The sequence below is a fragment of the Cylindrospermopsis curvispora GIHE-G1 genome (genome assembly GCF_014489415.1).
In the GTDB taxonomy this organism is placed as follows: Bacteria; Cyanobacteriota; Cyanobacteriia; order Cyanobacteriales; family Nostocaceae; genus Raphidiopsis; species Raphidiopsis curvispora_A.
Genome location: NZ_CP060822.1, coordinates 866,208 through 878,774 on the forward strand (window position 1 = coordinate 866,208; position 12,567 = coordinate 878,774).

Genomic DNA, 12,567 nt, shown 5'->3' on the forward strand with positions numbered 1-12,567 from the left:
TTAAGATTAGTCATTTTAGCAAGGGCATCATAACCGAATATGTAACTTTTAGGGTATTTTAGGTTATAAATTCCAGGCGGGAATTTTGAATCGTGTGTATATGCTCACTCTCCGATGACTAAAAAACAGTTCTAGTGTGAGATCATACCAGAAGTTGTCCATTTTTTACGAAAAAAAGAATTATTTTTGATAATTTTTATTTCCAACCTCTCCCTCCATCTTTTTTAGTTTAAAAGGGCCTCCACAAACTCATAACTGGAGAATGGACGTAGATCCTCAATTCCTTCCCCAGCACCTATAAAGCGAATGGGTAAACCTAACTGTTGCACCACCGCCAAGGCTACTCCCCCTTTGGCTGTGCCATCTAACTTGGTTAAAACAACACCGCTAAGTTGAGCAGCTTGAGAAAAAACTTCAGCTTGTCGCAGTCCGTTTTGTCCTAAGGTGGAATCTAAGACCAACAGCGACTCTACACGGGCATCAGCGGCTTTCTTGTCAATAATTCGACGAATCTTGCTCAGTTCATCCATCAGGTTTTTCTTGTTTTGTAGTCTCCCTGCTGTGTCTACTAACAGTAATTCCGTTTTCCGTGATTGGGCAGCTGCGATCGCATCAAATACAATAGCAGCAGGGTCAGTATTTTTACCAGGGTTAGCAATAACTTCTACACCACTTCTACTTCCCCAAACTTTGACCTGCTCCACAGCAGCAGCGCGGAAAGTATCAGCAGCAGCAATCAAACAGTTATACCCAGATTTCTGAGCTAGGTGAGCGATTTTACCAATAGTTGTGGTTTTACCAGCACCATTCACCCCTGTAATTAACCAAATAGTGAGTTTGTCTTTTTCTGGAGCAAAACCCGATCTAGGTGATGATTCCAGAGGTTTCTCCAGCATATCCCTCAGGATTTGCTTGAGATAGGCAATTGCTTGTTCGGGGGGGGTAACCTCATCGCGAAGTTTTTTCTGGAGGGACTGAATAATCAGATCGGTGGCTTCAACACCTACATCAGCCTGTAGCAGTATTCCCTCAATTTCTGCTACTGCATCTTGATTTAAGGGGCCTTGTCCAACAATAGCCTTTAACTGATTTAGGATATTACGTCTAGTCTTATCTAGTCCCTGACGCAGTTTTTTCAACCAGGTAATTTCCTCTATAGAAATATCTTCTGCTCGTCTACCCTGGGCGGCTAGAACCTCTGCTGACCAAACAAAGCCATCGTCAAATTCTAATTCAGGAATTGCTATAGTGATGCTAACGCTAGGCATAACCGTAGTTTCCGGTTCAGGAACCTCCACAGCAGTGGCAATTAATCTCTCTTGTTTAGCCTGTCTATCTGCAGTTGCTCTCTCTAAAAAGGATAATTGCGGCTGGCCATCAATTCCCACCTCCGATGGAGTATGGTCCGTGTCTGAACCGACATCCCTACTGGTCACCGGAATCTCATCTTTAATGACGGAGCTTTCCTCTGATATTTCCTCAATTTCTTGGGTAATTTGAGGGATTTCCGAAGTTTCACTGGTTGTAACTGAAGATGCTTCATCAGTTACAGTCGTACTTTCTTGGTCTTGAGACTGTTGTTTTTGCTGAATATTTTTATAAGCAGCTTTGGCATAGGCTAACAGATCCGCTGGATCGATTATTGTTTCCGGAGCTGATTCTGGTGACACTTCCTGATCAGACGAAGTTTCACTTTGTACTTGAGTTTCCGTACTAGCGGAAGAATCATCATGTTGACGGCGAAACCAGTTAAATGACATTTTAGCTTTATTAAGTATGATTATTGTGATTTGATCCTTGGAGGATTGACAACTCAGAACCACCAAGGTATGGAATTAAGCAGGTTGTTTTTGATCTGTGACCCGACGTAAAACACCATTAATAAATCGATGTCCATCATCGCCACTATAACGTTTAGCCAGCTCCACCGCTTCATTAATGGCAATGCTGGGAGGAACTTCCATGAATTTCATTTCAGCCACAGCAATTTGAAGTATATCTCTATCTATTTGAGCTAGTCTAGTTACTTGCCAGTCTACCAGTGCTTGGGAGATAATCTGATCTAAAATAGGTCGATTCTCATCAACAGTAACCACAATTTCCTTAGCGTAATTGCGAACTTCCTTATCTTGATTAGCTAATTGAATCAACTCAGGGAAATCAACAGCTAAACCCAATTGATTAATAGCTGTTTGAGTGCAGCCAATGGCTTCTTGAAGCATTATTCTGGCCGTATTTAAGTCAGATGCACGGGTTTGACTAGTTAATAAACGGTCATTACTACGTTGTAGTTCAGCAGCAGCACTATTTAACGTATCCTGTACTTCTGCAGTTAAAGTGCGGACAGCACCAAGAACAAGCTTGGCCATTAGTTGGTCATCTGGTAGTTTCTGCAATTTTTTAGGATTAACTGGCAACTGACTAAGACTTAGTAGTGCTAGTTCTCTAGCTATTTGTTGGGGTTTACGAGGTTGCATAATCTTACATAATATGGTATGAGGTAGGAATACAAAATTAACAATCATTACAGGTCAAAACCAGGATATTTTTGCAGGAAATAAATTCCCACCATCCCGGTAATTCCTGTCTTACGTTCATAGACTCATCATCACTCAGCAGGTTTTGACATTCCACCCTAATAAATTGAGGATTCACCAGTACGTCAAAAATCAGGTTCAGCACCAACCAGATGGCTTTTGCTTTCTGTACTTAATGCTGGAGTTGTTAAGGGCAATTGGGACATAACTACACCATTACTAGGCGCGACTATACCGCCGGAGACAATGATTTTAAACGCATCCTCTATAGATATTGTCAGATTGATTGCTTCATCTTCTGGAACCACTGCGTACCACCCAGTAGTGGGGTTAGGGGTAGTGGGAATAAAAATGCTCAACATGGGACGACTCAATTTTGCTTGAATGTCGCTGGCAATTACACCGGTGACAAAGCCAATGGACCATATCCCCCTCCTAGGATACTCCAATAACACCACTCGACGGAATTTGCCATTGGAATCCTTGAGTATGGTTTCTAATAATTGTTTGAGCGTCTTGTAGACTTGACCAGCTAGGGGAATTGCGTGTAATATCCTCTCTCCAAAGTCAAGCAACCATTTGCCAAATATATTCCGGGCCATTAGGCCAATAAACAGGATACTGATTAATGGTACTGCTAAACCAACTAAAAAGTTTAATAGGTTGACTAATATGGGGTTTAGTCCATCAAAAGGGTTAAGCTGTTTAGGGATTTGGGTGAGAAAGTTAATTACCCAGTTGGCAATCGTAATGGTTAACCAAATGGTGGTTGCTAGGGGTATTACCACCAACAACCCAGCTATCAAGTCATTTTTTAAGTCCTGTTTAAGCTGTTCCATGACCAAGCCCGGATTCTCCTTTTTTTGGCTACTAGAATGTTTGTGATTGATTTCCATACCACAAATCCTTGTTGTCAGTCCAGATAAATGAGTCCTAAGTTTAAGATTTATTACTTATTTCTCATGATCAGTTGCTTTAGGCCTGCAAATAGGCACGTAAGAATATAGTGCCTGTAAATTATTGTTGCAGGTTTTCGAGGTATTATTAATCCTAGCGTTAATCGTAGCTAATGATCACTCAAGATTTTGGTTTATTAAACCCTACGTGTACTAGATGTAGTTTTTAATCCAGTCCAACCAATGATAATATAACCAATAGATAACAACAGACTGCCAATTCCTATTCTTAGTCCAGACTTCCAAGCATTCTCTTTAGCTTGTTTTTCTGCTTCCCTTTGGCGTTGGCGAATTTGCTCGATTTTTTGTTTGGCAATTTCATTGGGATCGGTCTGCTGGGCAATAAATTTATCTATGTCTTGCGGGTTGGCCTGCAGTTTCTTGAGTAACTCCTTCTGTTCCGGGGGAAGTTGGGGGTTTTCTAGTGCTTGTTTATATTTTTGTGGATCTTTAAGTAATTCAGTAATTTGTGCTTTCGCCTGAACTTGAGCCTGTTGCAATTGAGCGCGACCTTGATCATTATTCAGCTGACCCTGGAACTGGGCCAACTGGGTATTGAGTTGAGACTCTGCTTGTTGAGCATCTTGGGCAATTTGATTAACCTTTTCTTTGCTAACCTGGTCAACATTTGTCAGGTGTAGAGGAAAGATCAACAAGAACATTAGACCGAAAATACTGGAAAGCACTAGGGAAGGAAATTTAAAATCCATACCCGGATTTTTTCCCTGATCATTGGTGTCCAACCAATGGGCAATGAGAATCATTGCTAAACCTACCATAGGAACAATACCACGATCTACTAATGCTGTGGTTAAGCCAACTTGTGCTTGTTTATCTGTAAAGTTGAATCCCAGCATCAAAATCAAAAAATCTATGAAAAAAGATAAAATACAAACTATCCCCACTACTTTGAGAGTGAGAGAAGTATTGGATTTGGTAGGACGATTAACCATATTTTCCTAAGTCTAATGACCATCATCCATAAAATATATCATACTGATCATACTGGCCCATCACCTTGGTCATGGTTTTTAAAAACTGAAACTCGTATTACCTAATAACAGTAAGCATTATTTCTGAGGACAGTATTTTCCTTAGCAGTTCTGAGGGAACCCAAAATTGTGGACACAATAACACAGCGTTTTGCGGTTCCACCCGACTTCATAGACAGGGTAACTGTGCCCAAAGGTGGTTTTCTGATAGCTCCTAGATCATCGAATTGAATATGTCTGATACCATTAGACTCTTGTAAAGTAGTTTCTGGATCTAATTGAACAGCAGAATCTAAACTATGCCAAACCGCATTAGGAGGGTGAACCAAAATTGGGTGAACAGCCCATTTAACTATACCATTTTCTTGTTTAAAACTAGCTTGCCAAGTAGACTTTTCTTTTTTAGCCTGACTTTGGGCTTGACGCAATGCTTGATAAACTTGTTCTTGGGCCACATTGAGACGATAGTTTGTCAAAAAACTTAGCCAGGAGGGTGTTACTATTGCTGATAGAATACCAATTATCGCTAAAACTATGAGATTTTCCCACAAAGTAAATCCTTCATTGGAGCTTTGATAATTCATAGATATTGTTCCCTTTTGGTAGAAAAAGACTTTAGCAACAACTACTAAGTAGAAAGGCACAATTATTTGTAGGATGGGTTAACCCCTGCGGGTGTTGGGTTTCATACTTCAACCCAACCTACATTAATCTTGTATTTAATTCCACCGACCCACTTATCCTATTTATCTTTACATAGTTTGGTCTTTTAACGCCAACTTACTTATTTATAGAAAAAACCCTTTCCTTGAACCTGAGTACTAACAGTGGGGAAATAGTGACTTAGTTGATTACTATTGGTATTTAAATTATTAGGAATGCGAGCTAAAGCATCTCCCCGAATAAATACTTGTGCCGTTACATTTAGTCTATCTACGCAGGCATAAAAACTAGTCATCCGACCAGTGGTAGTGTTACTAAAATTGGATGAAGTAACCCTTGACCAAGTAATTCTAGGGTTAGTAGAATCCGGAGGGCAAACCGCAGGAGGTATATTATTAATTCTACTGTCAATATAATCTACTAAAACTATGGGATCATTAGTATATCTAGCACTATGTTTTCTCCAACCATTCATGATTTGTTCTAAACTGCCTGAATTATTGAGATTAAAAGCAGCAAAACCAGGTTCAGGACAAAATTCTAGGGAGTTAAAATTACCCTTAACATATGTTCCTGTATATCCATTACAAAGAACTATCTGATTAAAATCTCTAGTATTAGCCAGAACACCATCTCTAATTTTCCATCTAGCAATGCGAGCTGATTTTGACCACTCAGATACGGATGCAGTAGTATCTCTAATTAAATAGTAAACAACCAGAGAATAAACAAAAGCATCATCTTTAATTAAACTTCCGGGAACTGGCAAAACATTTTCTATTGTTTCCTGTCGCCAAAAAACCAGCACAGGAACTCTATCTATACCCGTGGGAGTGGAGGGTAATTGGGATCTGATGGCATTTATACCCTGAGCATCATAAATATAAATTGCCTCTTTTAAATCATTGGCAATATAGTCCAAAGCTGTTTGAATTTCTGCCCCAGTAGTGATTTTAGCTTGTTCCTGTTGGTTTATTTCCATCACATTAATTAACAACCTTAATAAAAGAGTAATACTGATGACTCCTATGGTCAAACCAACGAGTAGTTGCATTATGGTAAATCCATAGAATGAACGATTTTTTGAGGGAGTAGGGAAGGAGATTATTGACATAGGGTAGAACTAGAATAAGTGGTGGGTGCGATCGTGCCTAAACGCTGACATAGAGAGTAAAAAGAGGTTTTATTATTGGTTATTTCCGTGGTCATTTGTATTAGTGGCACTTGTTTATCGCCAAGATTATGAGTTATGGACGATGGGGTGGATTTATTAATTGGGATTTGTTGAGTAAAATCAATATCCGCTCTAAAAACTCGTATGGACAAAAGATAACTCTCATTTTTGGAACTTGTGGCAATTGTACCAGCTTGAATATAAAACAAATTATTGGAATTATTTTGGCATTCCGTAAAACCAATTATGCCATTTTGGTTATAACAATATAAGCCATTTGCTGATGTTGGTGCTGGCATTTCCGAGCTGGTAATCAAATAATCTTGAGGACTGGTAGAAATATTTCTGGAAGCTTGTTGACTAGGAGTAATTTCAGATATTACTTGTGGTGTGACAATGGAACCCGTTTTCACACCATTAACAAATGATGTTGCTGCTTGAGCAGCCATTTCCACACGCCGTGACTGCATACGGATGGCTGTGGACATAATCCATATTGGAGTAATCACCATCAATAATAAAGATAGGGTTAAAATGGCAACCAATGACTCCAGAATACTAAAACCATCATCTTCTTCTACAGGAAAGAGTAAATATTTTTTCAGATGACCCAGCATATTTTTAAAAACAACCTAATAACAATTAAGTAGAGAGGCACAATTATTTGTAGAATGGGTCGAGTAACGAGACCCATGGGGGTGTTGGGTTTCGTTCCTCAACCCAACCTACGTTAATCTTATATTTAATTTCACTGACCCACTTAAATCTAATAACAGTTAAATCTTTGGTCTTGGTCAACCGCGTAGGTTCCATCGGTGGTCTGTTTGGCACATAAAAGGGTTTGAATCCATTCATCATCTCGATCAACTTGACGAAAATAGTCTTTGGATAACTTTTGTGATTTTATAGGAATTTTTTGAGCAAATAAATCCAGTGGTTGAGATAAAAGTCCCACATCATAATGCCATTGTCGTCTAGGTGGAAGATGTCCAGAACTTCTACCAAGATTGAGGGCAATTTTGTATTCAAAATCCTGGGGTTGACTGTTAATAGATGTGCTATAGGTTCCCGTAGCATAGTTACTCCTTTTCATTTGAATAAATGCACCATTAATTCTCAAAGCTATAGGGGTAGTATTAGGACTCCAATTTTCCAATAAGCGTAGTAAATTGGGTAACCCTCCATTATCTTCCATGGGACGAGCTGGGTTATCTCCCGTAGCGGCAATAAAATTAACAGTAGTTGGGGTCGCCATCTGTAACCAATGATTATGTGAACCATTGGTAATGCTGTTACTGTTATGGGGGTCAGTTGGGGTGGCAAATGGTTGATTAATTTGTAAAACTGGTTGCCAAAAACCATTGAAATCAGGTGTTAACCAGGGAATGAGAAATCCTTGATTATTTTCATTGACGGCTAATTTCGGTAGGGTATTACCTGAAAAAGAAAAAGTCCGAATTATCTGATTATTATCCACCCCATAAACAGTTAGGGGTTGAAGTAATTTACCTGTCGCCACATTTCTTTTGAAAGCAATTCTTTTAGGCAAGTTTGTCCCTTCCCAACCATCAGATGGTCGGTGTGTATAACCAATAGTTCCAGTTTTAATGGCATTTATTGGTAGACCCTCGATATTACCTTCTGGTTGTCCATTATATTGACTTCTAGGAAATCTACTAATTACCCATTGTGTTGGGTCACTGTTACATATATCAGTATTAGAAACTAGACAAACCTCTAACAGAAATTCTCTAGCTGGTATCTGTTTAACTACGGGTGTGACAAAGTTATGAAAATAGGAACTACCTTGTATACCATTGGTTACGGGATCCAGATCGATATTCGGTATGCCATTGATATCATAATTCTGGGTTATTGTGGGAGCATAAGTGTTGTATTCAAAATTCGTAGGACGATTATTGAAGGATGCAGTATCACCAATATAATTATTCCAATCATAGTCTCCTTCATTGCGAAAACCAAATCTAAAGTTCTGAGAAAGTACGGTAATAGAATCTGCTAATATGGCCGCATTTCGCCATTCATCACCCACAGTACAGTTAGGTAGTTTAGGATCACTAGGACGACAAGCAAATTGATGATTTATTTGACTACGATTGTAAAAATTACTCCAATCATCTGCTAACGTGCTGGTAAATTCTTGTTGGGTATGTCTATTGAAATCACCTTTAATATAAACCGGTAAGTTGGAGACCAAAATCAAGCCCTTTTCTTCTCTCCTGAATATATTACTTGTGCCACGAAACAGTTTGGTTGGTGAACCATCACTACTGGTAATTAGGATCCCATTAGGACGACGAGTAGGATCAAGTTTATAATCCACAGAACTTTCTGATTTACCAGATATTCCTCCACTGGTATCTGGTAGAGCATCATCGCGAGTCGCATAGATAATTCCACTATTGGGTAATAAATACTCATCAGTTGATATTCTAGTTGTGCGTAGCTGATTTAAGTCTATAACCGTGGCACGAATTTCTAAAGGTTGTCTATTTCTCAGGGGTAAATTGTAGGGTAAATCACTATCCACCTGATTTGAGGTTTGATTAGCTCTGATTTCCCTAGCGTCTAAAAAAGCTATTTCCTTAATTGCACCATGGGGAATGGGAGGGTTACTCAGAGGACTTATACTACCATCCATGATTTGCAAAGCACATAAGGCACTATCTATAGCAGACCTTTCGGATAAGGTATAGTTATTTTTTGCTAAAGCATTTTTCAAAGGTTCATTTACCCAACGTCCATTAGGATATTGCAACTGGGCTTGATATGTGAGTAAATTTGCATAAGCATTAACATTTCTAGTGGGAGGTGGATAAACGATACCATTGTTAGATACTCCCCGCATAGATTTTTCTATTCCTACCGCATTAGGTAATGTGATCATATTTGTCGCTGTGGTGCTATTGGTAGGAAGATAAAAACTACTGATACAAGCTATGGGAGTGGGGTTGTTCTGATGATAATTGCTAGATTTATAGTGGTAAACCACCGTAGCTCGCATTTTTAAATAGGGGGTTGTAATATCCGTTTCAGGTAGTTTGGGCAAAGTAAACCCTAGGGATGAATCATACATCCAGTAGGGGTTAATGGTGGTGTTTGCATATTCTGTGGATGTTTGTGGTATGGGCAACATATCGGACCAAATTTTTGTGGAAACACCCCCGAAGTTAGTGCTAGAAGCAGTATGATTTCTGGGTAAATATATTCCAGAACCAGTCACCACGCGCAAACCACCAATGAAATTTTCCTGTTGTGGATTTTCAGGTACTTGTGCTGCTGCATATTCCCAATCTCCATCCCTTTCTATTGCAGCTAAATCAGCTAGGTTATGCAGGGTGGTATGACGGGTTCTATTTTTTGGTTCATTACTTAGATCCCAATTAATATCTTTGAGGTTTTGAGTGTGGTTAATATCAGTGGTAAAAAAGCGATTTTGTGGATAATTCCACCACATTTGGGGTAGATTGTGACCAACTATAACCCGGTCTCCTAAATACTGCTCTACTCCCCCTAGTTGTTTTTGCAGTTGCTCCATAGGTTCTGTTGCACTGGGTTTGAGTAAATTACCGCTGATGTTTAATGATAATTGACTATGACCACTTCCCGTGATTCCATCGGTAGCAAATGGATAAATCCATTGATCTATGGGACGTAGGGTATCACCAGTACCTTGTAAGGGATTATCGATCTTATTTACATCACTCTGTTCACTACCAAAGGGTACTTCTTGAAAGGGTACGCGGCGGGTACGTTTTTGAAAATAGAGTTCCAATTCTTTACGGCGAATTTGGTCATATTGTTCAATTGTATATGCCGTTCCTAATTGTTTTTGTTTTTTGATAATCCCCTGTTTTACTTCTTGAGGATCGGTGGTCAAAGAATTTGCCATTTGCCTCTCAACTAACTTATTAATTCTTTTCACATAAGCCAGACTATTATAGGCTATATTCTGTGGTGAGTTGGTAACCGATTTATGGTCTGTAATTCTGGGGTTATACCCTGCTATTGTTTGTGGATTTACGCCTTTATCTTTAAATAAATCTACTGTAGTCGCTGTGGAGAGGTCTTTATTATCTGTAAATCCGCCCGCTGCTAAATTGCCACCTACAATAATTTTAGAGTTTTCTGGTTCGTAAAAGCAAGAATTCTGACTGCTAATTTGATAGAGTCTAATTGATCGGGAAGCTGAACCAGTTAACAAGTTACTATTGGTAAAAATTCTGCCATTAATTCTCAAGTCTTCATTGCCAGTAATTTGTAAGTCATCTTCATAAAGAATAGCATTGTTTGTGGGTGGAAGCTGGATTCTCTCTTGCTTATATTCCAAGGCAAAAAATCCCTTATTATCTGGGTATATTTCATAGTTAATTTGAGTTTCTGCTGGTATGGTGTTCTGGCTAGTAATGGGGACTGTAGCAGTGTAAATAAAAAAGGCTTTTCTCATTTTTCCACCGATTATTAACCACCCGTTTGTATCTACTAAATTACCACTTATTGAATTAGAATCCTGACATCGAGAATTAAAATCGATTGGGTTGATAGGTAAAGATCTAGCTTCTAAAGTGTTTCTAGCCCGCATATATTGCTGATTGCTTTGAGGAGGATTTTGAAAATAAATACCATAAACGGTATAGCTATCAAATTTACCATTGTTATTACTGTCCACGGGAAATTTCCAAGCGGTTTTTAGGGGTTCGTAATTTTGCAAGTTCAGGGTCAGATTAGTCTCATCACCAAAGGTATATTCGTCTAGGTGATTAACTAGGTTATTATATAAATCTTGATCTGAAGGTAAAAATTGGGTAATTCTAGGATCTGCCAACATTTGATTAATCTTGGCTCTTCCCCTATCTATTGCGGGAGTCGCTGCATTGATTAATGTTTGATTAATCCTAGTATTATGGGCATGTTTAGCTCTTTCAAAGGAGCGAAATATAATTGCCATTGTTAGTAAGATCATGACCAGGATAACCATGGTTGTTGTAGGGAGTACAAAGCCTTTGTTTTTTAAGTTTTGTCTCCTTTGATATCTCAAAATAATTTTTAAAAACAATCTTATAAGGTTTTTAATATTTCTTTGTAAAATAGACAAAAATTGATCGATCACCTTGGGATATTTTTTGGTGACGATCCGGTAAGAATGACACTTTTTAGCCATAAATATGAGTCCCCCTCTATAACCCAATGACTTTTGAGTAATTCTGTTAATTGGATAAACCTAATATATCTAATATAGATTGTTATCTCTTGGCGAGGATTTTATGTACAGTATTTACACTGTTTTTAAAAAAAAGGACTGAATATTGAAAATTGGGAATTCACGGAAGGAATCTTGGATATGATAGATTTTTATCAGCAATTCCGTAATCAAAACACCAATTCCCTAAGTAAATATGAAAACCTTAGTTAATTTACCAACTAAACCCGGAGCGGAAGACAGTTTTGCTATTACCCTAGCTCCCCTATTACCAGAAGAAATATATACTGCTGCTCAAGACCTGGGCAATGGTGCGGTTGTGTTGATGAGTGGTGTGGTTCGTAATCAAACCGATGGTAAACCCGTAGTAGCATTAGAGTATCAAGCCTACGAACCTATGGCTTTGCAGGTGTTTTACCAAATTGCTGCCCATATTCGTCATCAATGGTCTAATGTGAATAGGGTAGTGATTCATCATCGCATTGGCAAATTGAGAGTGGGAGAAATTAGCGTCCTAGTAGCGGTAGGATCTCCCCACCGAGGTGAAGCCTTTGCTGCTTGTCAGTACGCAATAGATACTCTTAAACATCACGCACCAATTTGGAAAAAAGAATATTGGCAAGATGGTTCCAGTTCTTGGGTAAGTATTGGCTTGTGTCAACAAGAATGTTGATTTAGCAATAGGATAGATAATTATATCCTAAAGATCTGTGGAGGGTAGGATGGGATTCAATCTCTATGAAACCGACTTTTACGGGTGGACCCTAAAACAGTCCAGGTTACTTAAACAAGGCGATTTTCGACAATTGGATATTACTAACCTAGTAGAGGAAATTGAGTCATTGGGGAAGCAAGAACGTCGGGAGTTAGAAAATTGCCTAGCTATCTTAATCGGTCATTTGCTCAAGTGGGAATACCAAGCTGAAAAACGCGCGTGAATGATAAGTGGAAAATATTTCAGTTTGTTACTATTTTGTGTCATCCCCGGGAATATGACCTTAGACTAATGCGGGTATGAATATGA

Annotated in this window: 10 protein-coding genes; 2 read left to right on the forward strand and 8 right to left on the reverse strand. The window is 38.8% G+C overall.

Going from position 1 to position 12,567, the window contains the following annotated elements; translation table 11 throughout:
- Positions 1–224: 224 nt before the first annotated feature.
- The 8 genes from ftsY to hpsA form a co-directional block, all read right to left on the reverse strand.
- Positions 225–1,760 carry a signal recognition particle-docking protein FtsY gene (ftsY, locus tag IAR63_RS04160; protein ID WP_223007704.1) on the reverse strand — a complete coding sequence of 512 codons (1,536 nt, stop codon included), beginning with the start codon at positions 1,758–1,760 and terminating at the stop codon, positions 225–227.
- A 75-nt stretch (positions 1,761–1,835) separates the two neighbouring features.
- Positions 1,836–2,477: a transcription antitermination factor NusB gene (gene nusB, locus IAR63_RS04165; protein ID WP_187706698.1), complete on the reverse strand. Its 642-nt coding sequence runs from the start codon at positions 2,475–2,477 to the stop codon at positions 1,836–1,838.
- A 185-nt stretch (positions 2,478–2,662) separates the two neighbouring features.
- Positions 2,663–3,433, reverse strand: coding sequence for a DUF502 domain-containing protein (locus IAR63_RS04170; protein WP_187706699.1), 771 nt, complete (start codon positions 3,431–3,433; stop codon positions 2,663–2,665).
- 197 nt (positions 3,434–3,630) lie between these two features.
- Complete coding sequence (hpsJ-B, locus tag IAR63_RS04175) at positions 3,631–4,446, reverse strand: hormogonium polysaccharide biosynthesis protein HpsJ (protein WP_187706700.1); 816 nt, start codon at positions 4,444–4,446, stop codon at positions 3,631–3,633.
- 101 nt (positions 4,447–4,547) lie between these two features.
- Positions 4,548–5,069, reverse strand: coding sequence for a type II secretion system protein (locus IAR63_RS04180; RefSeq protein WP_187706701.1), 522 nt, complete (start codon positions 5,067–5,069; stop codon positions 4,548–4,550).
- Between the two features lie 200 nt (positions 5,070–5,269).
- Positions 5,270–6,202, reverse strand: coding sequence for a hormogonium polysaccharide secretion pseudopilin HpsC (hpsC, locus tag IAR63_RS04185; RefSeq protein WP_187706702.1), 933 nt, complete (start codon positions 6,200–6,202; stop codon positions 5,270–5,272).
- A gap of 50 nt (positions 6,203–6,252) precedes the next feature.
- Positions 6,253–6,939 carry a hormogonium polysaccharide secretion pseudopilin HpsB gene (hpsB, locus tag IAR63_RS04190; RefSeq protein ID WP_187706703.1) on the reverse strand — a complete coding sequence of 229 codons (687 nt, stop codon included), beginning with the start codon at positions 6,937–6,939 and terminating at the stop codon, positions 6,253–6,255.
- A 149-nt stretch (positions 6,940–7,088) separates the two neighbouring features.
- Positions 7,089–11,504 (reverse strand): hormogonium polysaccharide biosynthesis protein HpsA, encoded by a 4,416-nt coding sequence (gene hpsA, locus IAR63_RS04195; RefSeq protein ID WP_235678349.1) that lies wholly within the window; start codon positions 11,502–11,504, stop codon positions 7,089–7,091.
- Positions 11,505–11,739: 235 nt separating this feature from the next.
- Here hpsA and IAR63_RS04200 point away from each other — a divergent pair, with 235 nt between their 5' ends.
- Both IAR63_RS04200 and IAR63_RS04205 read left to right on the forward strand, forming a co-directional pair.
- Positions 11,740–12,216, forward strand: coding sequence for a molybdenum cofactor biosynthesis protein MoaE (locus IAR63_RS04200; protein WP_187706704.1), 477 nt, complete (start codon positions 11,740–11,742; stop codon positions 12,214–12,216).
- Between the two features lie 49 nt (positions 12,217–12,265).
- A complete protein-coding gene (locus IAR63_RS04205) occupies positions 12,266–12,481 on the forward strand; it encodes a DUF29 domain-containing protein (RefSeq protein ID WP_235678350.1) in 216 nt (71 codons plus the stop codon).
- Positions 12,482–12,567: the final 86 nt, after the last annotated feature.